Here is a 19750-nt window from a genome sequence, read left to right as displayed (position 1 = left end):
AGAAAAAGCCAACACCCCAGAATTTCAGGAGCTTCTATGTCGTCGATTCGCCGTTATGCCCTGGCCGCCCTGGCCAGTGCCGTGTTTGCCGGTTCCGCGGTTGCCAAGGACTACGAGTTGCTCAACGTTTCGTACGATCCTACCCGTGAGCTGTACCAGGACTACAACGCTGAGTTCACCAACTTCTGGAAACAGTCTCACCCCGGCGACAACGTCAAGATCCAGCAATCCCACGGTGGTTCGGGCAAGCAAGGCCGGGCAGTGATCGACGGCCTGCGCGCCGACGTGGTGACCCTGGCCCTGGCCGGTGACATCGACGAAATCGCCAAGCTGGGCAAGACCCTGCCGGAGAACTGGCAGACCCGCCTGCCCGACGCCAGCACTCCATACACCTCGACCATCGTGTTCCTGGTGCGCAAGGGCAACCCTAAAGGCATCAAGGATTGGGGCGACCTGATCAAGAAAGACGTGTCGGTGATCACGCCTAACCCGAAAACCTCCGGCGGTGCGCGCTGGAACTTCCTTGCCGCCTGGGCCTACGGCCTGAAATCCGGTGGCAGCGAAGCCAAGGCCCAGGAATACGTGAAAGAGCTGTTCAAGCACGTGCCGATCCTCGACACCGGCGCGCGCGGTTCGACCATTACCTTCGTCAACAACGGTCAGGGCGACGTGTTGCTGGCCTGGGAAAACGAAGCCTTCCTGGCCCTGAAAGAAGACGGCGGCGCCGACAAGTTCGACATCGTCGTACCGTCCCTGTCGATCCTTGCGGAGCCTCCGGTGGCCGTGGTCGACAAGAACGCCGAGAAAAAGGGCAACACCGAGATCGCCACTGAATACCTCAAGCACCTGTACAGCCCGGCTGGCCAGGAGATTGCGGCGAAGAACTTCTACCGCCCACGCGATGAAAAAGTCGCCGCCAAATATGCCCAACAGTTCCCGAAACTGGACCTGGTGACTATCGACAAAGACTTCGGCGGCTGGAAAACTGCCCAACCGAAATTCTTTAACGACGGTGGCGTGTTCGACCAGATCTACACGGCGCAGTAAGCCAAAGTACCTGTAGGAGCGAGCTTGCTCGCGAAGAACTCAAGGGCACCGCGTTCATTCAGAATGCCCGCGTCATCGTTGACCATCTTCGCGAGCAAGCTCGCTCCTACAGTGGTTTCTACCTTTAACCAAGGACTCTTATGTCGCGTCGTATTTCCCCCGTCATACCCGGCTTCGGGCTGACGCTGGGCTACACCGTGGTGTACCTCAGCCTGATCGTACTCATCCCGCTGGCGGCGATGTTCGTACACGCCGCTCAACTCACCTGGGATCAGTTCTGGAACATCATCTCCGCACCCCGTGTGCTGGCGGCGTTGAAACTGAGCTTCAGCACCGCGCTGTACGCCGCCCTGATCAATGGCGTGATCGGCACGCTGCTGGCCTGGGTGCTGGTGCGCTACACCTTCCCCGGCCGCAAGATCATCGATGCGATGATCGACCTGCCGTTTGCCCTGCCCACCGCCGTGGCCGGTATTGCCCTGACGGCGCTGTACACGCCGACCGGCCTGGTGGGCCAGTTCGCCGCTGACCTGGGCTTCAAGATCGCCTACAGCCCATTGGGCATCACCCTGGCGCTGACCTTCGTGACCCTGCCGTTCGTGGTGCGCACGGTGCAGCCGGTACTCGCCGATATCCCCCGGGAAATCGAAGAAGCCGCCGCCTGCCTGGGCGCCAAGCCGTTGCAGGTGTTCCGCTACATCCTCGTCCCCGCGCTGCTGCCCGCCTGGCTGACCGGTTTCGCCCTGGCGTTTGCCCGTGGCGTCGGTGAGTACGGCTCGGTGATTTTCATCGCCGGCAACATGCCGATGAAAACCGAGATTCTGCCGCTGCTGATCATGGTCAAGCTCGACCAGTACGACTACCGCGGCGCCACCTCCATTGGCGTGCTGATGCTGGTGGTTTCCTTTGTCCTGCTGCTGCTGATCAACTTGTTGCAGCGGCGCATCGAACGTCCATAAGGAGGCGCGGAACATGTCCCAATCGTCTATTTCCGCGGCATCCTCGGCCAACGCAGCCCGCCGTGGCAGTGCTGTTTCCCGGCGCATCCTGATCAGCCTGGGGTGGCTGGTGTTCTTCCTGTTCCTGCTGCTGCCGCTGTTTATCGTGGTGTCTCAGGGCTTGAAGAACGGCCTCGGTACGTTTTTCACCGCGATCCTTGAACCGGACGCGTTGTCCGCACTGAAACTCACGGTGATCGCCGTGCTGATTTCGGTGCCGCTCAACCTGGTGTTCGGCGTCAGCGCCGCCTGGTGCGTGAGCAAGTACTCGTTCCGTGGCAAGAGCATCCTGGTGACGCTGATCGACCTGCCGTTCTCGGTCTCCCCGGTGATCGCAGGCCTGGTCTACGTGCTGATGTTCGGCGCCCAGGGCCTGTTTGGCCCGTGGTTGCAGGAGCATGACATCCAGATCGTGTTCGCCTTGCCCGGCATCGTGTTGGCGACCATCTTCGTCACCGTGCCATTCGTCGCCCGTGAACTGATCCCGCTGATGCAGGAGCAGGGCACCCAGGAAGAAGAGGCCGCGCGCCTGCTCGGAGCCAATGGCTGGCAGATGTTCTGGCATGTCACCGTGCCGAACATCAAATGGGGCCTGATCTACGGCGTGGTGCTGTGTACCGCACGGGCCATGGGTGAGTTCGGCGCGGTGTCGGTGGTGTCCGGCCACATTCGCGGCGTGACCAACACCTTGCCGCTGCACGTCGAGATTCTCTACAACGAATACAACCACGTTGCCGCCTTTGCGGTGGCGAGTCTGCTGCTGATCCTGGCGCTCTTCATCCTGCTGCTCAAGCAGTGGAGCGAGAACCGTATTAATCGCCTGCGCGCCGCTGCGGCTGAGGAATAAGTCATGTCGATCGAAGTCCGTAATGTCAGCAAGAACTTCAACGCCTTCAAGGCCCTGGACAGCATCAACCTGGATATCCAGAGTGGCGAGCTGGTGGCCTTGCTTGGGCCTTCCGGCTGCGGCAAGACCACCTTGCTGCGCATCATCGCCGGCCTGGAAACCCCGGATGACGGTAGCATCGTGTTCCACGGTGAAGACGTCTCCGGCCACGACGTGCGCGATCGCAACGTCGGTTTTGTGTTCCAGCACTACGCGCTGTTTCGCCACATGACCGTGTTCGACAACGTCGCCTTCGGCCTGCGCATGAAACCGAAAAAACAGCGCCCGAGCGAAAGCCAGATTGCGGCCAAGGTTCACGAACTGCTGAACATGGTGCAGCTGGACTGGCTGGCCGACCGTTACCCGGAACAGCTCTCCGGTGGCCAGCGCCAGCGTATCGCCCTGGCCCGCGCCCTGGCGGTGGAGCCGAAAGTGCTGCTGCTGGACGAACCTTTCGGCGCCCTCGACGCCAAGGTGCGTAAAGAACTGCGCCGCTGGCTGGCGCGCCTGCACGAAGACATCAACCTGACGTCGGTGTTCGTGACCCACGACCAGGAAGAGGCCATGGAAGTCGCCGACCGCATCGTGGTGATGAACAAAGGCGTGATCGAGCAGATCGGCTCACCGGGCGACGTCTACGAAAACCCGGCCAGCGATTTCGTCTACCACTTCCTCGGCGACTCCAACCGCCTGCACCTGGGTGAAGACAAGCACGTGCTGTTCCGCCCCCACGAAGTGTCGCTGTCGCGGCATGAGCTGGAAGACCACCACGCGGCTGAAGTGCGTGATATTCGTCCATTGGGCGCGACCACGCGGGTAACCTTGAAGGTCGAAGGCCAGACAGACCTGATCGAAGCCGAAGTGGTGAAAGACCACGACAGCCTGACCGGTTTGGCTCGCGGCGAGACCTTGTTCTTCAAACCCAAGGTCTGGCAGAAAGCCTGAGCCCCAAACAGAAATCCCAATGTGAAACAGGTTCAAGGTGGGAGGGGGCTTGCTCCCGATAGCGGTGTTTCAGCCAGCTTATCTGCTGCTGACCCACTGCAATCGGGAGCAAGCCCCCTCCCACATTCAGACCTGTCTCGGCTTCAGATCGCGGCGAACCACCGGTCCCGAGCGCTTCTCAATCTGTTGCTTGAGGCCCTGGCGCAACCCCAGCAAAAACGCCACCTCCGCCACCACAAACAACGGCCCCACAATCAGCCCCGATACGTCATCCACAAACGCGGGCTTCTTGCCTTCGTAGTAATGCCCGACAAACTGAATCACCCAACCCACCACAAACAGGCCGACGCCGCTGCTGAGCCACACCATCGTGCTCTGCGCCGCCAACGCATGCCCGGCCCATACCGACAAGCCCATCAACACCGTCATCAGCACCCCCAGGGCCAGTTCAAGCCGCAGGTAAAACCACGCCGAAAACAGCGCGACGATCACCGCCGGGGAAAGCCACAGCCCGCCCACCGCCCATTCGGGGCGTGACAGCAGCACGGCCACCGCGACCACAATCATCGGGATGCCAATGAAGTGGCTGGCGATATTGCGTGGGTCGCGGTGGTAGGCGGCGTATTGACTGAGGTGGTCGACGAGGCTTTTCATTGTTGTTCCTCCTGTAGGATGTTTGATCATGCCCTGTCAGCCTGGGACTAACTGTCAGCTGGGCGACAATCTTCGGAGTTCTCATGGACGCGACGCAATGGCACTCCCGGTTGGCCGTCGGTCACTGGTTCAGTCACCTGCCCGTACCTTTCCAGCATAGTCTGCTGGCCCATGCGCGGCTGCGGCAGCTGACGGCGGGACAGTACCTGTTCAAGCGCGGCGACCCGCCCTGTGGCTTGTATGCGGTGCTCGACGGCACCCTGCGTGTCAGTGCGGTGAATGAGCACGGCAAGGAAGCGCTGTTGAGCCTGGTGGGGGCGCCCTACTGGTTCGGCGAGATCTGCCTGTTCGACGGTTTGCCGCGCACCCATGACGCCTGCGCCACGGGGCCGTGCACGCTGGTGCAGGTGCCGCAGCAGGCGCTGTTGAAGATCCTTGATGAATCCCCTCGGTACTGGCGCGACCTGGCGTTGCTGATGAGCCAGAAGCTGCGCCTGAGTTTTATTGGCCTCGAACAGCTCAGCCTGATGCCCGCCTCGGTTCGCCTGGCCCATCGACTGTTGATGATCGTTGAGGGTTACGGCGACATGGAACTGTCAAAGCGTGTGCTGCAACTGCCCCAGGAAGACCTGGCGGCGATGTTGAGCCTGTCGCGCCAGACCACCAATGCCTTGCTCAAGGACCTGCAAACCCAGGGCATCGTGCGCCTGGGCTACGGCGAGATCGAAATCCTCGATGCACAGCGGCTACGAGAGGCGGCGCACACCTGAGGGTGTTAGCCTGCAAACCTGATCAATCGAGGTGTGTTATGCGCGTCCTGTTAGTGGAACATGAATCCGAAGAGGCACAGCGGATGGCCCAGGGCTTGAACGAGGCCGGTTACACCGTGGAAGTTGCGGCCAACGGCATGGCGGCGCAGCGCTTTGTCGAAAGCGCTGAGTACGACCTGGTGATCCTGGATGTGATGCTGCCTGGCCTGAATGCCTGGAAGCTGCAGCAGGCGATCCGGCAGAAGGGCGAAACGCCGGTGTTGTTCCTGACCACGCCGGGCGGGATTGAGGATCGCCTGCGCGGCTTGGAGCTGCATGAGGATGATTACCTGCTCAAGCCGTTTGAGGCCAAGGGGTTGGTGATGCGGGTGAAGAAACTGTTGCGGCGCGATCGGGGTCGCTGATTGATCCCGTCACTGTAGTGCCTGAAAGATTGCCATCGGGAGCAAGCCCCCTCCCACAGGAGAACGCATTTCAAATGTGGGAGGGGGCTCCCGATGAGGCCTTCAGCCTCCCCACAAATCCCCCTACCGCAACCCATCCCGAAACTGCCCCGGCGTCATCCCCGTCCAGCGCTTGAACGCCCGGTTAAAGCTGCTGGTATCAGCAAACCCCAACAGATGACTGATCTCCGCCAACGAGCACTGTGGATCACGCAGATGCAACAACGCCAGATTCTCCCGGCACTCATTGAGCAGCGCATCAAAACGACACCCCTCATCCGCCAGATGCCGCTGCAAACTGCGCAAACTCAAGTGCAGTGCCTGGGCAATCCGCTCGGCACTCGGCTCGCCATCGGGCAGTTGCGCCTCGATGGCCGCGCGCACCTTGCGTTCCCAGGTCAGCGGTTGCAGTTGGGCGAGGGTGCGTTTGAGCACGGTTTCGTTGTGTTCGGCCAGTTCCGGGTTGGCGTCGTCCAAGTGGCTGTCGAAATCGCTGGCGGCGAATTCAAGGCGGTCTTCCTCGGCGCCAAAAAACACCGGTGCGCGGAACACCGTGTGCCAGGGCTTGGGGTCGGCAGGTTGCGGGCGCCGTAGGTAAACCGCCAACGGCGCATAGTCGCGGCCCAGGCGGTTGCGGCACGTACGCACATAGATCGCGGCAAACGCATCGATGGCTTCCAGCGCCGGCGCCGGGCTGCCCGGCGGTTGCAGCAGGCGAAAGCGGTAGCGCTCGCCATCGCCGCTGAGCTCCAGGGTCAGGGCATCGCTGACCACCTGGTGATACCGCACGATGCGCTCGAACACCTCGCGCAGGCTGCCGCTCGCCACCAACGCATAACCCAGCGCATGAAAGGTGGTCGGGCTGACAAACCGCGACACCCGCAACCCGATTGCCGGATCGCCGCTGGCCTGCACCGCCAGTTCCCACAAACGCGTGGTGGCCGACAGCGGGTAACGCGCGTTGGGGTCGTCCATCTGCTGCGGATCGAGCCCGGCCTGGGCGCACAGCGCGGCGCTGTCGAGGCCCAGGGCATCGAGCTGCTTGCGCAGGGCGCGGGTCCAGCTGGCGAGGGAAGTCGGTTCGGTCATGGCGATTGGCGCTTGCGGTCAACAGGTTGGCGTGTGGGGCTAGCGTCCTGCAAGAAGCCCTGGTGCAGGATGTAACCATCAATGAATAAGAGGATGGGAGCATGGACGGTACTTCTGCAAGTCCCCAGCAGATGAACGCGCAACAGCGTTCGGCGCATATCCGCGAGGTGGTGCTCGCCGAAGGCGTGCGCTTGCGTCGCCGGCACCCGTGGTTGCAGCATCAGGACGCCCTGGGCGCGGGCATCCTGGCCTTTGCCTTGCTGGGCATGATCGGCTCGGCGGCGCTCTATATCAGCGGTCACATGGCCTGGTGGGCCTGCCTGCTGCTCAATGCGTTCCTGGCCTCACTGACTCACGAGCTGGAACACGACCTGATCCACAGCATGTACTTTCGCAAACAGCGCGTGCCGCACAACCTGATGATGGGCCTGGTGTGGCTGGCGCGGCCGAGCACCATCAACCCGTGGATCCGTCGCCACCTGCACCTCAATCACCACAAGGTCTCCGGCACCGAGACCGATATGGAGGAGCGTGCGATCACCAACGGCGAGCCCTGGGGCTTCGCGCGGTTGCTGATGGTGGGCGATAACGTGATGTCGGCGTTTATCCGCATGCTGCGCGCCAAGACCTGGGGCCACAAACTCAAGATCCTCAAGCGCTCGCTGCTGGTCTACGCACCGCTGGCGCTGCTGCATTGGGGCGCGTGGTACCTCTTCCTCGGTTTCCATGCCGCCAACGGCATCGCCAGCCTGCTGGGCACGCCGATCGACTGGTCCACCGGCACCTTGCAGATGATGCACGTGATCGACATCGCCGCCGTGGTGATCATCGGCCCCAACGTGCTGCGCACCTTTTGCCTGCACTTTGTCAGCTCCAACATGCACTACTACGGCGATGTGGAACCGGGCAATGTGATCCAGCAAACCCAAGTGCTGAACCCGTGGTGGATGTGGCCGTTGCAGGCGTTCTGCTTCAACTTCGGCAGCACCCACGGGATTCACCATTTTGTGGTGAAGGAGCCGTTCTACATCCGCCAGATGACGGCCAAGGTGGCGCATAAGGTCATGGCCGAGATGGGCGTGCGCTTCAATGATTTCGGTACGTTTGCGCGGGCTAATCGGCTTGGCTTTCCACCGCCAGCAGCGTCTCGATCAACGCTTTCGCCGCAGGCGACAAGCGCACCCCAGCGCGGCTGATCACACCACAGCGGTTGTTCAAGCTGTCGAGGGCGTGGGGCAGGTTGCGCCAGTGCAGCACCTGCAACTCGCCCCGGGCGAATGCCTCGACTAAGGCTTCTTCAGCCCCCAGTCCGATGGCGTCCGCCGCGCGCACGAAGCTGCGGTGTTCGTTGTAGCGCAGTCGGCGAAGGTCCATGGTGTGCCCGGCATCCTGTGGGAGAACCGGGATTTTAAGAGGGTTACTTATTCCGTCAACGAAGCATTGTTGGTTTATGTAGATCTTAAATGCATGTCTATAGAGCAGGCGCAGTCCGATACGTGGCCGGGCTGAACACTCGCGTCACCACCAGCATCGCCACCGCCGTGACAGTCAGCACCACCCAGGCGCTGACAAAGTTGCCGGTCAGCTCGCGCAACCAGCCGGTCATCCACGGCGACACCGCGTTGATCAAGAAACCCACGCCTTGCACAAAGGCCGCCAGTTGCCCGGCTTGGCGCGGGTCGCGGTGGTGGTCGAGGGTCAGCAGCAGGCTCAAGGCGAAACACGCGCCCAGGCCGAAGCCGCACAACGCCACCCAGAGGTGCGCAGACGCCTGCGGCGCGACGATCAGGCCGAGGTAACCCACGGTCTGGGCCAGCAGGGCGATGCCCAGCAGCGGCCGACGGTCGATACCGCGCTGCGCCAGCACCGGCATCAACAGCGCGGCGATCACCTGGAAAATAGTCATGAACGCCAGCAGCGAACCACTGGGCAACACACCCCAGCCCAGTTGCTGATAGTAGGCCGGTAGCCACGCCACCAAGCTCATGTAGCCGCAATTGACCAGGCCGAAATACAGCGCCAGCAACCAGGCGCGGCGATTGCGCAGGTCCTTGAAGGCCGGCACCACCTGTGGATTTCTGGCCGCGCCCAGGGGCAGCCAGGCCCACAGCAGCAAGGCGCCCAGCGCCGGCAGCAGCCACACCCCCAACCCCGCCTGCCACTCCTGGAAATGCGTGGCCACCAGCGGGCTGAGCAGCGCTGCCAGCCCGCCGCCGGCCATCAGCGAGGCTGAGTACACACCCATCGCCACCGGCACGCGATGACGGAATTCGCGCTTGATCATCGCCGGCACCAAGGCCTGGATCAGCGCCACCCCCGCGCCGCCGAGCAGCGCCGTGACCAGCAGCGCCGACGCCTGGCCCATCAACCAGCGTGCCAGGCACGCCAGCAGGATCATCATCAAGCCCAGGGCGATGCCGCGCCGCTCGCCCAGACGGGCTTCCACGCGCACGCCCACCAGCGCCACCAGCCCCATGCACACCACCGGCAGGCTGGTCAGCAGGGCGCTGCTCTGGAAACTCAGGCCGGTGGCCTGGCGAATCTCGCCGAGCAACGGGCTGATGGAACTGAGGATCGGCCGCAGGTTCAGGCCGAGCACCACCAGCAGGCCCCAGCCGGCGAGGGATTTATTCAGGGTCATGCAACGCTCTTGCAGTCGGCAAATGAGGCGTGAGTATGGCCAGCACCAAAGGTATTCTGAAATTAAATATAACCATGCCAACCAGTGGCAAAGAGAATGGTGACGCTGATGTTCGATCCCGTGTTGTTGCGCAGCTTTGTCGCCGTGGTGGACTGCGGCAATTTCACCCGCGCCGCCGAGCGCCTGCACTTGACCCAGTCCACCGTGAGCCAGCAGATCCGCCGCCTGGAAGAGGCGGTGGCGTGCCAGTTGCTGGACCGCGACCAGCGCCGCGTGGTCGCCACCGCTGAGGGCGAGCGCTTACTGGCCTATGCACGGCGCATCCTCGCGCTGCATGAAGAAGCCGCCGATGTGTTGATCAACCAACAGAGCGACGGCGTGCTGCGCCTCGGCGTACCGGAAGACTTTGCCGCCGAGCGCCTGATGCCGTTGCTGTCGGCGTTTGTGCTGGCGTATCCACGGGTGCGGCTGGAGGTCACCAGCGGCCTCGGCCCCGAGTTGCAACGCCAATACCGCAGCGGCGAGTTCGATGTGTTGCTGGTCAAGCAGATGGGTGACAGCGCCGACTGCCTGGCTTCATGGCCCGAGCCACTGTGCTGGGTCGACAGTCGCAACACGCCGTGCCTGGGCCGTGATCCGTTGCCGTTGGTGGCCTTTCCGGTGGGCGGCCTGTACCGCAATGAAATGCTGCAACACCTGGAAGTGGACGGCTGGCGCTGGCGTATCGGGTATTCCAGCGCGAGCCTGGCCAGCGTGTGTTCGGCGGTGGCGGCGGGATTGGGTGTGAGTCTGTTGCCGCGACGGGTAGTGCAGCCAGGGCATGTGGAACTGGGGCCGGACAGTGGTTTGCCCGTGGTGCAAGGCGTGCGTCTGGCGTTGTATGCCCGTCATGGCCTGAGTGCCGCAGGGCAGTGCTTACAGGCTGAACTGTTCGATTTGTGCGCAAACAGCCCCGTTGAGCCATGCCTTAACTGAATATTTTGTATGCCTGAAAAGCATCAAAAAAAACCACCTCGGCGCCAAGCACCGAGTGGTGAGTTGGTCGACCTTGGGCGGCCGCACCGCGCGCCGTTGGGGCAATTGCGAACGCAGCAAACCCCGAAGCGCTTTTGCAAGCTGACGATGGAGTGAACTACGGCGAAGTGGCGCGAGCCATGGCGTCTATCGAGCGCGGGCATTACCAAGCTGTCGGTGATCACCGCACGTTAGTGGCAAAAGCCTCGACAAGTTTTTGGCCGTCTCCTTGGCAGGGTGAGGCCTTTTTTTGCCTGGAATTCAAGCCACGCCGCCAAATCCCAATGTGGAATGTGGAATGTGGAATGTGGAATGTGGAATGTGGAATGTGGAATGTGGGAGGGGGCTTGCTCCCGATGGCGGAGTGTCAGTTGGCCTGTTTGTCAGCTGATCCACCGCCATCGGGAGCAAGCCCCCTCCCACATTTGAACCTCATGCAGGTTTGAGTTTTTGGTTATTAATAAATAGCTTCTTATTCCTTAACGAATATAACCCTCGTCCCTATACTGTCCTGCAACGTTAAACGCTGCAGGAGGGCACACCCATGCACAGCGAGTCGATTCGTTACCTGATCGTGCCTGGCTGGCAAGGATCGCCAGAAGATCATTGGCAAACTCATTGGCAGAACAGCCTGCCCAACAGCGCGCGCGTTGAGCAGGCCGATTGGCTGACGCCGCGCCGCGAAGACTGGGTAGCCGCGCTGGCCGAGGCGATCGCCGCCGACAGCACCCCGGTGATTCTGATCGCCCATAGCCTGGGCTGCATCACCGTGGCCCATTGGGCTGCCACTGCACCCGTGCAGTTCCTGCGGCAGGTGCGCGGGGCCTTGCTGGTGGCTCCTGCGGACGTCGAACGTCCGGCGTGCTCGCCCGCGCTGCGCAACTTTGCGCCGATCCCGACCGACCTGCTGCCCTTTCCCAGTCAGGTGGTCAGTTCCGATAACGACAGCGCCGTCAGTGCCCCCCGGGCCTTGGAGCTGGCGCGTCACTGGGGCGCCGAAGCCGGCATCCTATCGGGGGCCGGGCATATCAATGTGAAATCCGGCCACCAACGCTGGGAGCAGGGGTTCGCCTACCTGTATCGCCTGCAAAGCCGCCTCGAGCATCACGCCCGGCGCACCGCCTGATATTTTTTCAACGCCCCGTCCCTGAGTGGATTTGGGGCGGGAGCCTGCCATGAGTCTGCATGAAACCTTTGGTCAGCCACTGCTGACCTTCCCCGACGCCGAAAAAAGCCCGCTGAGCATCCGCGCCAAGGCGCTGGTGTTTGTCGACCCACGCTCGCGCAAGCTGCGCGAAGACCTGGAAAATCTCGCCCCGCGCGCCTTGCCCGTATTGATTCGGGGCGAGACCGGCAGCGGTAAAGAGTTGCTGGCGCGGCATATTCACCGGGGCAGCGACCGCTCCGGTTTGTTTGTCTCGGTCAATTGCGGCGCCATCAGCCCAACCTACGCCGACGCCGAGTTGTTCGGCTACGCCGCCGGCGCCCACAGTGGCGCGGCCAGCAGCCGGGCCGGATGGTTTGGCTCGGCGAATGGCGGCACCTTGTACTTGGATGAGATCGGCGACTTGCCGCTGCCGATCCAGGTGAAACTGCTGGCGGCCCTGGAAAACCATGAAGTCACCCGCGTTGGCGCCCACCAGCCGAGCCCGGTGGACGTGCGCCTGGTGGCCGCCACCAGTATCGACCTGGCCCAGGCCGTGGCAGCCGGCAAGTTTCATGAGCGGCTGTTCCATTACCTCAGCGAGGGCCAGTTGGACCTGCCGGCGTTGCGTGAGCGGGTGGGCGATATCCTGTCGTTGGCTGAATACTTCCTCGGTATCTACAGCCAGCGCCTGGACCTGCCGGTGCCGTTGATCAGCGACGCCGCCCAGCGCGTACTGGAACACCACAGCTGGCCGGGTAATACCCGCGAGCTGGAGAACGTCATTCACTTCGCCTTGCTGGTGAGCAGCGGCGACGAAATTCTGCCCGAGCATCTGAACCTGCCAGTGGCGGGGTCGCCCTTGGAGCAAGTACAGCGCATCTTCGCCAATGCCGGCCTGGCTGAGCGGGAAACCTTGCGCAGCTTTCTACGTGAACAAGCCCTGCATGAGCAAAATGGAATATCAACGTGAATAAAAGATATTGTTCGGGAATAAAAAATATAGGTATTGTCCCTTCCACGCCGCGATAGCACTTCGCTGGCACACCACATAAAAAACGGTCGTCAGAGACGCCCCGCAATTCCAATAAGGACACTGCATGAAAAAGGTTCTGTTGTTTACCGCACTGGCGGCTGCCCTGACCGCAAGCTTCGCCCAGGCCAACGAGAAACTGGTGGTTGCCGCGACCCCGGTCCCGCACGCCGAGATCCTCGAACTGGTCAAGCCAGCCTTGAAAAAAGAAGGCGTGGACCTGGAAATCAAAGTCTTCACCGACTACGTCCAGCCAAACGTGCAGGTTGCCGAGAAGCGCCTGGACGCCAACTACTTCCAGACCCTGCCGTACCTGGAAAACTTCAACAAGGGCAAGGGCACCAACCTGGTCACCGTGGTTGGCGTGCACGTTGAGCCCTTCGGCGGTTACTCGAAAAAGATCAAGAATATTTCCGAGCTCAAGGATGGCGCCACCGTGGCCATCCCGAACGAAGGCTCCAACAGCGGCCGCGCCCTGTTGCTGCTGCAGAAAGCCGGTGTGATTACCCTGAAAGACCCGACCAACGCCCTGGCCACGCCGAAAGACATCGCCAGCAACCCGAAGAACCTGAAGTTCAAAGAGCTGGAATCGGCCCTGCTGCCACGTGTGCTGGACCAGGTTGACCTGGATATGATCAACACCAACTACGCGCTGGAAGCGGGTCTTAACCCGGCCAAGGACGCGCTGATCATCGAAAGTGCCGACTCGCCTTACGTGAACTTCCTGGTGGCTCGTCCGGACAACAAGGACAGCGACGCTATCCAGAAACTGTCCAAGGCCCTGACCAGCCCGGAAGTCAAAGCCTTCATCGAGAAGAAGTACAACGGTGCAGTCGTGCCCGCGTTCTGATGTAAGCCAAAACTCCCTTCAAGGTTTCAACGCCGACGGCTTGTAGAGCGTCGGCGTTTTTTTATGCCTGGAATTTGGAATGCAATCGAAATGTGGGAGGGGGCTTGCTCCCGATAGCGGTGTGTCAGTCAAAGATGTACTGACTAAACCACCGCTATCGGGAGCAAGCCCCATCCCACAATTGATCTTCATCTCACTTTGGATTGTTAGTGGTTTTAGAGCGCTCGGCTGTTAATCGCCCTGCGCAACGCCACCAACCATTTCACCAGCTCCTGCGGATCAATCGGTTTCGCTTTGTTCATTGTTCATTCCCTCGAAAACAGACCCCCCAACCATAGCTGTCACCTGCCAAACCCGCGAATCGGGGCTGAATGTTACGGTTTCTACCGCCACGCTCGTGCTACGCGACGTTGGCCCTGTCGAGACGGAAGATGAGCCTGCCCCTGTTCAATGGGTAATCCGATAGTTTTCCGAGGCGCCCATCTCGCCATTTCCTTGGCCGATTCGAATCATGTAGTGGATGGGATGGACGCCCAGGTGTTGCAGCAATACAGCTCGGGGAATATGTGTGCGAATTTGCTGCGGTGGGTTGTTGTTGAATTCGATATCCACCACCGGCCGCCGGCTGATGAAGATCTGGAGACGGTCCTTGCTCGTACCTATATCGGTCGGCTGGATGATGACCGTCGCTCCTTGGTCGGGGACATTCTTCAAGGACAGTTCATAGTGGTCGGAAGGCGGCGTCGGCGGCGTGGCTTCGGTAATCTGCAGGGGTGGAAGCATTTTTTTATCTTGGCTGCTCATTGGGTCTACCTCAGTACAGGGGGCGTGATTTGCTTGCACTGCAGCACGCGCGAATGACCGTGCAGCAAGACCGGGGTCAATGTTTACGAGGGTTGTCGAGGGCTGTCTACTGTTAGAACTCACAGGTCGCGCCGGCTTGGGAACCCTGATCTAAGCTCACAGTCGCATACACACTGGCACATCGCATCGCGCACAAGGAGTCCGCATGGGCGGTCGTATTTCCACCTGTATCGTCGGTTTGGGTTTAGTAGTGTTGCTGAGCGCTTGCGGCCAGGAAAACGCCGAACCCAAGCAGCATTCCCGAGTATTTGTGCAAACCGTGCAACCCGCGGATTTCGCCGCTGCCGTCACGTTGACCGGGGATATCCAGGCGCGCGTGCAGACCGACTTGTCCTTCCGCGTCGGCGGCAAGATCATCCAGCGCATGGTGGATGTGGGTGACCGCGTGACCGCCAGGCAAGTGCTGGCCAAGCTCGATCCCAAGGATTTGCAGACCAACGTCGATTCCGCCCAGGCCCAGGTCGTGGCCGAACAGGCGCGGGTCAAGCAAACCTCCGCCGCGTTTGTGCGCCAGGAAAAACTCCTGCCCAAGGGCTACACCAGCCGCAGCGAATACGATTCCGCCCAGGCCGCGCTGCGCAGCAGCCAAAGTGCCCTGGCCGCCGCGCAGGCGCAGTTGGCCAACGCCCGTGAACAACTCGGCTATACCGCCCTGATTGCGGATGCGCCGGGAGTGATCACTGCGCGCCAGGCCGAAGTCGGTCAGGTGGTACAGGCCACCGTGCCGATTTTCAGCCTGGCCACCGATGGCGAGCGCGATGCGGTGTTCAACGTTTATGAGTCACTGCTGGTTGAGCCGCCGCCCGATGCGCCGATCACCGTCAGCCTGCTGGATAACCCGAGCATCAAGGCCGTGGGTAAAGTGCGTGAAGTCACACCGGCCGTGGCCGCCAATACCGGCACGGTGCAAGTGAAGATCGCCCTGCAATCGTTGCCCGAAGGCATGCGGCTTGGTTCGGTGGTCAGCGCCACCGCGAATGGCCCGGCCAAATCGAGCATCGAGCTGCCCTGGTCGGCGTTGACCAAAGACCTCAGCGAGCCCGCCGTATGGCTGGTGGACGGCGAGGGCAAGGCGCAACTGCACAAGGTCACGGTGGCGCGTTACCTCACGGGCAAAGTGATTATTGCCGAGGGCCTTAAAGGCGGCGAAAAAGTCGTGGTGGCCGGTGGGCAATTGCTGCACCCCGGCATGCTGGTCGAGATCGCCCAGCCAGGAGCCCAGCCATGAAGCACCTGACGGTTGTACTCGCCGCCAGCCTGTTGCTGATGGCCTGCTCCAAGGAAGAACCGGCGCCCGAGCCCGTGCGCCCGGTGCTGTCCATGGAGGTGAAGTCCGAAGACCAGGAGACCCTCGGCCGCTTCGCCGGCACCATCCAGGCTCGCTACGAAAGCAACTTGGGCTTCCGCGTCCCCGGTCGCATCGCCCGGCGTGCCGTGGATGTGGGCGCCGAAGTGGAGAAGGGCGCCTTGCTCGCCGTGCTCGACCCTACCGACCAACAGAACCAGTTGCGCGCCGCCCAAGGCGATTTGGCGCGGGTGCAGGCGCAGTTCATCAATGCCCAGGCCAATGCCCGTCGCCAGCAGGAGCTGTTCAACCGTGGTGTCGGGGCCCAGGCCCAACTGGATGTGGCCCAGACCGACCTGAAAACCACCCAGGCCTCTCTCGACCAGGCCCGGGCTTCGGTCAATCAAGCCAAAGACCAGCTCAACTACGCCGAACTGCGCACCGACCACGCCGGCATCGTCACCGCCTGGAATGCCGAGGCCGGCCAGGTGGTCAGCGCCGGTCAGCAAGTGGTGACCCTGGCGCGCCCGGACATCAAGGAGGCGGTCATCGACCTGCCCGCCGGCCTCGCCGAGCGCCTGCCGCCGGATGGGGTGTTCCTCGTCGCCGGGCAACTCGACCCCAGCGTCAACACCACCGCCACCGTGCGCGAGATCGAACCCCAGGCCCAAAGCGCCACGCGCACCCGTCGCGCGCGCCTGACCCTGGCCGAAACGCCGCCCGCGTTCCGCCTTGGCACGGCGGTCAGCGTGACCTTGAGTTCGGCCATCGCCCCACGCATCGAGTTGCCCCTGAGCGCCTTGCAGGAAGTCGACGGCAAGACCCGCATCTGGTTGCTCGATACCCAAAGCCAGACCGTACAACCGCGCGACATCACGGTGCTTAGCCGTGACGCTGACAGCGCCTTGCTCAACGGCGGCGTCAAACCCGGCGAACGTATCGTTACCGCCGGCGTGAACAGCCTGAAGCCCGGGCAGAAAGTCAAAATCGACGAGGACAGCCCGCGATGAAAGGCAGCTTCAACTTATCCGAGTGGGCCCTCAAGCATCAGTCCTTCGTCTGGTACCTGATGTTCGTCGCGCTGCTGATGGGCGTGTTCTCCTACATGAACCTGGGCCGCGAGGAAGACCCCTCGTTCACCATCAAGACCATGGTGATCCAGACCCGCTGGCCGGGCGCGACCCAGGAAGAAACCCTCAGGCAGGTCACCGACCGCATCGAGAAAAAGCTCGAGGAACTCGACTCCCTCGACTACGTGAAAAGCTACACGCGACCGGGTGAATCCACGGTGTTCGTGTTCCTCAAGGACACCACCAGCGCCAAGGCGATTCCGGAGATCTGGTACCAGGTCCGCAAGAAGATCGACGACATTCGCGGCACCTTCCCCCAGGGCTTGCAGGGGCCGTCGTTCAACGACGAATTCGGCGATGTGTTCGGCTCGGTGTATGCCTTTACCGGCGACGGCCTGTCGATGCGCCAGTTGCGCGACTACGTGGAGCAGGTGCGCGCCGAGATCCGTTCGGTGCCGGGGCTGGGCAAGGTCGAGATGATCGGCCAGCAGGACGAAGTGATTTACCTGAATTTCTCCACGCGCAAACTGGCGGCCCTGGGCATTGACCAGCGCCAGGTGGTGCAAAGCCTGCAATCGCAGAACGCGGTGACCCCCGCCGGGGTGATCGAGGCCGGGCCGGAGCGCATCTCGGTGCGTACGTCGGGGCAGTTCGCCTCGGAAAAAGACCTGGCCAACGTCAACCTGCGCCTCAATGACCGCTTCTATCGCCTGGCCGATATCGCCGAGATCAGCCGTGGCTATGTTGACCCTGCGCGGCCGATGTTCCGCTTCAACGGCAAGCCGGCGATTGGCTTGGCCATCGCCATGCAGAAGGGCGGCAACATCCAGTCGTTCGGCAAGGCACTGCACACGCGCATGGACGAACTGACCGCCGACCTGCCGGTGGGCGTCGGTGTGCATAAGGTCTCCGACCAGGCCGAAGTGGTAGAAGAGGCCGTCGGCGGCTTTACCAGCGCGCTGTTCGAAGCGGTGATCATCGTGTTGGTGGTGAGCTTTATCAGCCTCGGCATGCGTGCCGGGCTGGTGGTGGCGTGCTCGATTCCACTGGTGCTGGCGCTGGTGTTCGTGTTCATGGAATACAGCGGCATCACCATGCAGCGCGTGTCGCTGGGTGCGTTGATCATCGCCCTCGGCCTGTTGGTGGACGACGCAATGATCACCGTGGAGATGATGATCACACGTCTGGAAAAAGGCGAAACCAAGGAGCAGGCGGCCACCTATGCCTACACCTCCACGGCATTCCCGATGCTCACCGGTACCTTGGTGACCGTCGCCGGTTTCGTGCCGATTGGCCTCAACGCCAGTTCGGCGGGGGAGTACACCTTCACCCTGTTCGCGGTGATTGCCGTGGCGATGCTGGTGTCATGGGTGGTGGCGGTATTGTTTGCGCCGGTGATCGGCGTGCATATCCTCAGTGCCAAGGTGAAACCCCACAGCGCCGAGCCGGGGCGCATCGGCCGCGCGTTCAATGGCGGCATGCTGTGGGCCATGCGCAACCGTTGGTGGGCCATCGGCATCACCGTGGGCCTGTTCGTGGCGTCGGTGTTCTCCATGCAGTTTGTGCAGAACCAGTTCTTCCCGTCGTCGGACCGCCCGGAAATTCTCGTCGACCTCAACCTGCCGCAAAACGCCTCGATCAACGAGACGCGCAAGACGGTCGACCGTCTGGAAGCGATCATCAAGGACGACCCGGACATTACGCGCTGGAGCACCTATATCGGCCAGGGTGCGATCCGTTTCTACCTGCCCCTCGACCAGCAACTGGAAAACCCCTACTACGCGCAGCTGGTGATCGTCAGCAAAGGCCTGGAAGAGCGCGGTGCCTTGATTGCGCGCCTGCAAAAGCGCCTGCGTGACGACTTCGTGGGCATCGGCAGTTTTGTGCAACCGCTGGAAATGGGCCCGCCGGTGGGGCGTCCGATCCAGTATCGCGTGTCCGGTAAAGACACCGACCAGGTGCGCAAGCACGCCATCGAACTGGCGACCCTGCTGGATAAAAATACCCACCTGGGCGAGATCATCTACGACTGGAACGAGCCGGGCAAAGTGCTGCGCATCGACATTGCCCAGGACAAGGCGCGCCAGCTCGGGCTGTCATCCGAAGACGTGGCGCAGTTGATGAACAGCGTGGTCAGTGGTGCGTCGGTAACCCAGGTGCACGACGACATCTACCTGATCAACGTGGTCGGCCGTGCCGAGGACGCCGAGCGCGGTACGCCGGAAACCTTGCAGAACCTGCAGATCGTCACGCCCAACGGCACCTCGATCCCGCTGCTGGCCTTCGCCACCGTGCGCTATGAACTGGAACAGCCGCTGGTGTGGCGTCGCGACCGCAAGCCGACGATCACCATTAAAGCGTCGGTGCGCGATGAGATGCAGCCGACCGACCTGGTCAAGCAGCTCAAGCCGGAGATCGACGCATTCAGCGCCGGCCTGCCGGTGGGTTACAAGGTCGCCACGGGCGGCACCGTGGAAGAAAGCGGCAAGGCTCAGGGCCCGATTGCCAGCGTGGTGCCGCTGATGCTGTTCCTCATGGCGACCTTCCTGATGATCCAACTGCACAGCGTGCAGAAGATGTTCCTGGTGGCCAGTGTCGCGCCGCTGGGGCTGATTGGCGTGGTGCTGGCGTTGATCCCCACAGGGACGCCCATGGGCTTTGTGGCGATCCTCGGTATCCTGGCGTTGATCGGCATCATCATCCGTAACTCGGTGATCCTGGTGACGCAGATCCACGAATATGAAGTGGCCGGCTACACGCCGTGGGACGCGGTGGTGGAAGCCACCGAGCATCGGCGTCGGCCGATCCTGCTCACGGCGGCTGCGGCGAGCCTGGGCATGATCCCGATTGCTCGGGAAGTGTTCTGGGGGCCGATGGCCTACGCGATGATTGGCGGCATCATCATCGCCACCTTGCTGACGCTGTTGTTCCTGCCGGCGCTGTATGTGGCCTGGTACAAGATCCGCGAACCCCAACAGGAAGAACACGGTTAAAAATGTGGGAGGGGGCTTGCTCCC

The 19750-nt window shown here is 62.0% G+C and carries 18 protein-coding genes and 2 pseudogenes; 15 read left to right on the top strand and 5 right to left on the bottom strand.

Annotated elements, in window-relative coordinates; all coding sequences use genetic code 11:
• Positions 1-36: 36 nt before the first annotated feature.
• The 4 genes from FBY10_RS10445 (at position 37) to FBY10_RS10425 (ending at position 3876) form a co-directional block, all read left to right on the top strand.
• A complete protein-coding gene (locus FBY10_RS10445) occupies positions 37-1047 on the top strand; it encodes a sulfate ABC transporter substrate-binding protein (protein WP_131697009.1) in 1011 nt (336 codons plus the stop codon).
• A gap of 140 nt (positions 1048-1187) precedes the next feature.
• Positions 1188-2006 (top strand): sulfate ABC transporter permease subunit CysT, encoded by an 819-nt coding sequence (gene cysT / locus FBY10_RS10435; RefSeq protein WP_027607868.1) that lies wholly within the window; start codon positions 1188-1190, stop codon positions 2004-2006.
• 13 nt (positions 2007-2019) lie between these two features.
• Positions 2020-2892 (top strand): sulfate ABC transporter permease subunit CysW, encoded by an 873-nt coding sequence (gene cysW, locus FBY10_RS10430; protein ID WP_131697008.1) that lies wholly within the window; start codon positions 2020-2022, stop codon positions 2890-2892.
• A 3-nt stretch (positions 2893-2895) separates the two neighbouring features.
• Complete coding sequence (locus FBY10_RS10425; RefSeq protein WP_131697007.1) at positions 2896-3876, top strand: sulfate/molybdate ABC transporter ATP-binding protein; 981 nt, start codon at positions 2896-2898, stop codon at positions 3874-3876.
• A 126-nt stretch (positions 3877-4002) separates the two neighbouring features.
• Here FBY10_RS10425 and FBY10_RS10420 read toward each other — a convergent pair whose 3' ends face one another.
• Complete coding sequence (locus FBY10_RS10420; protein WP_145335758.1) at positions 4003-4530, bottom strand: DUF962 domain-containing protein; 528 nt, start codon at positions 4528-4530, stop codon at positions 4003-4005.
• Positions 4531-4613: 83 nt separating this feature from the next.
• On the opposite strand from FBY10_RS10420, the gene FBY10_RS10415 reads away from it, so the two are divergent.
• Positions 4614-5300 (top strand): Crp/Fnr family transcriptional regulator, encoded by a 687-nt coding sequence (locus FBY10_RS10415; protein ID WP_145335760.1) that lies wholly within the window; start codon positions 4614-4616, stop codon positions 5298-5300.
• 38 nt (positions 5301-5338) lie between these two features.
• Complete coding sequence (locus FBY10_RS10410) at positions 5339-5704, top strand: response regulator (protein ID WP_131697004.1); 366 nt, start codon at positions 5339-5341, stop codon at positions 5702-5704.
• A 123-nt stretch (positions 5705-5827) separates the two neighbouring features.
• Here the strand turns inward: FBY10_RS10410 and FBY10_RS10405 are convergent, their stop codons facing one another.
• Positions 5828-6832 carry an AraC family transcriptional regulator gene (locus FBY10_RS10405; RefSeq protein WP_131697003.1) on the bottom strand — a complete coding sequence of 335 codons (1005 nt, stop codon included), beginning with the start codon at positions 6830-6832 and terminating at the stop codon, positions 5828-5830.
• A 101-nt stretch (positions 6833-6933) separates the two neighbouring features.
• Here FBY10_RS10405 and FBY10_RS10400 point away from each other — a divergent pair, with 101 nt between their 5' ends.
• On the top strand, positions 6934-8028 hold the full coding sequence (locus FBY10_RS10400; RefSeq protein ID WP_145335762.1) for a fatty acid desaturase: 1095 nt from the start codon (positions 6934-6936) through the stop codon (positions 8026-8028).
• On the opposite strand, the pseudogene FBY10_RS10395 reads toward FBY10_RS10400, so the two are convergent.
• Both FBY10_RS10395 and FBY10_RS10390 read right to left on the bottom strand, forming a co-directional pair.
• Positions 7946-8155: pseudogene (locus FBY10_RS10395) on the bottom strand (LysR family transcriptional regulator); the annotation flags it as partial. The gene FBY10_RS10400 and the pseudogene FBY10_RS10395 sit on opposite strands and share 83 nt — an antisense overlap.
• 148 nt (positions 8156-8303) lie before the next feature.
• Entirely contained in the window at positions 8304-9473 is a 1170-nt protein-coding gene (locus FBY10_RS10390; RefSeq protein WP_131697001.1) for a CynX/NimT family MFS transporter, read from the bottom strand.
• Positions 9474-9581: 108 nt separating this feature from the next.
• On the opposite strand from FBY10_RS10390, the gene FBY10_RS10385 reads away from it, so the two are divergent.
• From FBY10_RS10385 to FBY10_RS10365, 5 genes and pseudogenes are all read left to right on the top strand, one after another.
• The gene (locus tag FBY10_RS10385) at positions 9582-10448 is read left to right on the top strand and encodes a LysR family transcriptional regulator (protein WP_131697000.1); all 867 of its coding nucleotides are present in this window, start codon (positions 9582-9584) and stop codon (positions 10446-10448) included.
• 131 nt (positions 10449-10579) lie between these two features.
• Positions 10580-10682 (top strand): annotated as a pseudogene (locus FBY10_RS10380) (biopolymer transporter ExbD); the annotation flags it as partial.
• A 349-nt stretch (positions 10683-11031) separates the two neighbouring features.
• A complete protein-coding gene (locus FBY10_RS10375; protein ID WP_131696999.1) occupies positions 11032-11613 on the top strand; it encodes an alpha/beta hydrolase in 582 nt (193 codons plus the stop codon).
• A 49-nt stretch (positions 11614-11662) separates the two neighbouring features.
• Positions 11663-12604: a sigma 54-interacting transcriptional regulator gene (locus FBY10_RS10370; protein WP_145335764.1), complete on the top strand. Its 942-nt coding sequence runs from the start codon at positions 11663-11665 to the stop codon at positions 12602-12604.
• 127 nt (positions 12605-12731) lie between these two features.
• The gene (locus FBY10_RS10365; RefSeq protein ID WP_145335766.1) at positions 12732-13514 is read left to right on the top strand and encodes a MetQ/NlpA family ABC transporter substrate-binding protein; all 783 of its coding nucleotides are present in this window, start codon (positions 12732-12734) and stop codon (positions 13512-13514) included.
• A 447-nt stretch (positions 13515-13961) separates the two neighbouring features.
• Here FBY10_RS10365 and FBY10_RS10360 read toward each other — a convergent pair whose 3' ends face one another.
• A complete protein-coding gene (locus tag FBY10_RS10360) occupies positions 13962-14318 on the bottom strand; it encodes a hypothetical protein (RefSeq protein ID WP_131696996.1) in 357 nt (118 codons plus the stop codon).
• Positions 14319-14523: 205 nt separating this feature from the next.
• On the opposite strand from FBY10_RS10360, the gene FBY10_RS10355 reads away from it, so the two are divergent.
• Genes FBY10_RS10355 through FBY10_RS10345 form a run of 3 tightly spaced genes read left to right on the top strand, consistent with a single transcriptional unit; the run spans position 14524 to position 19726 of the window.
• Entirely contained in the window at positions 14524-15606 is a 1083-nt protein-coding gene (locus FBY10_RS10355; RefSeq protein WP_145335769.1) for an efflux RND transporter periplasmic adaptor subunit, read from the top strand.
• Complete coding sequence (locus tag FBY10_RS10350; protein ID WP_131696994.1) at positions 15603-16673, top strand: efflux RND transporter periplasmic adaptor subunit; 1071 nt, start codon at positions 15603-15605, stop codon at positions 16671-16673. Before FBY10_RS10355 ends, FBY10_RS10350 begins: the two co-directional genes overlap by 4 nt.
• The gene (locus FBY10_RS10345; protein WP_131696993.1) at positions 16670-19726 is read left to right on the top strand and encodes an efflux RND transporter permease subunit; all 3057 of its coding nucleotides are present in this window, start codon (positions 16670-16672) and stop codon (positions 19724-19726) included. The genes FBY10_RS10350 and FBY10_RS10345 overlap by 4 nt, the downstream gene beginning before the upstream one ends.
• The last annotated feature ends 24 nt before the right edge of the window (positions 19727-19750 follow it).

Source organism: Pseudomonas sp. SJZ103 (assembly GCF_007828335.1).
GTDB lineage: Bacteria > Pseudomonadota > Gammaproteobacteria > Pseudomonadales > Pseudomonadaceae > Aquipseudomonas.
The sequence above is the reverse complement of the archived record's forward strand: the minus strand, read 5'-3'. Positions and strand labels throughout refer to the sequence as shown.

What these genes read in the sequence shown, in the direction of transcription:
- FBY10_RS10420 (WP_145335758.1), bottom strand. Translation starts at nt 4,530, where the DNA reads ATGAAAAGCCTCGTCGACCACCTCAGTCAATACGCCGCCTACCACCGC.
- FBY10_RS10410 (WP_131697004.1), top strand. Translation starts at nt 5,339, where the DNA reads ATGCGCGTCCTGTTAGTGGAACATGAATCCGAAGAGGCACAGCGGATG.
- FBY10_RS10355 (WP_145335769.1), top strand. Translation starts at nt 14,524, where the DNA reads ATGGGCGGTCGTATTTCCACCTGTATCGTCGGTTTGGGTTTAGTAGTG.
- FBY10_RS10345 (WP_131696993.1), top strand. Translation starts at nt 16,670, where the DNA reads ATGAAAGGCAGCTTCAACTTATCCGAGTGGGCCCTCAAGCATCAGTCC.
- FBY10_RS10400 (WP_145335762.1), top strand. Translation starts at nt 6,934, where the DNA reads ATGGACGGTACTTCTGCAAGTCCCCAGCAGATGAACGCGCAACAGCGT.
- FBY10_RS10365 (WP_145335766.1), top strand. Translation starts at nt 12,732, where the DNA reads ATGAAAAAGGTTCTGTTGTTTACCGCACTGGCGGCTGCCCTGACCGCA.
- FBY10_RS10390 (WP_131697001.1), bottom strand. Translation starts at nt 9,473, where the DNA reads ATGACCCTGAATAAATCCCTCGCCGGCTGGGGCCTGCTGGTGGTGCTC.
- FBY10_RS10445 (WP_131697009.1), top strand. Translation starts at nt 37, where the DNA reads ATGTCGTCGATTCGCCGTTATGCCCTGGCCGCCCTGGCCAGTGCCGTG.
- cysT (WP_027607868.1), top strand. Translation starts at nt 1,188, where the DNA reads ATGTCGCGTCGTATTTCCCCCGTCATACCCGGCTTCGGGCTGACGCTG.
- cysW (WP_131697008.1), top strand. Translation starts at nt 2,020, where the DNA reads ATGTCCCAATCGTCTATTTCCGCGGCATCCTCGGCCAACGCAGCCCGC.
- FBY10_RS10370 (WP_145335764.1), top strand. Translation starts at nt 11,663, where the DNA reads ATGAGTCTGCATGAAACCTTTGGTCAGCCACTGCTGACCTTCCCCGAC.
- FBY10_RS10350 (WP_131696994.1), top strand. Translation starts at nt 15,603, where the DNA reads ATGAAGCACCTGACGGTTGTACTCGCCGCCAGCCTGTTGCTGATGGCC.
- FBY10_RS10360 (WP_131696996.1), bottom strand. Translation starts at nt 14,318, where the DNA reads ATGAGCAGCCAAGATAAAAAAATGCTTCCACCCCTGCAGATTACCGAA.
- FBY10_RS10415 (WP_145335760.1), top strand. Translation starts at nt 4,614, where the DNA reads ATGGACGCGACGCAATGGCACTCCCGGTTGGCCGTCGGTCACTGGTTC.
- FBY10_RS10405 (WP_131697003.1), bottom strand. Translation starts at nt 6,832, where the DNA reads ATGACCGAACCGACTTCCCTCGCCAGCTGGACCCGCGCCCTGCGCAAG.
- FBY10_RS10425 (WP_131697007.1), top strand. Translation starts at nt 2,896, where the DNA reads ATGTCGATCGAAGTCCGTAATGTCAGCAAGAACTTCAACGCCTTCAAG.
- FBY10_RS10375 (WP_131696999.1), top strand. Translation starts at nt 11,032, where the DNA reads ATGCACAGCGAGTCGATTCGTTACCTGATCGTGCCTGGCTGGCAAGGA.
- FBY10_RS10385 (WP_131697000.1), top strand. Translation starts at nt 9,582, where the DNA reads ATGTTCGATCCCGTGTTGTTGCGCAGCTTTGTCGCCGTGGTGGACTGC.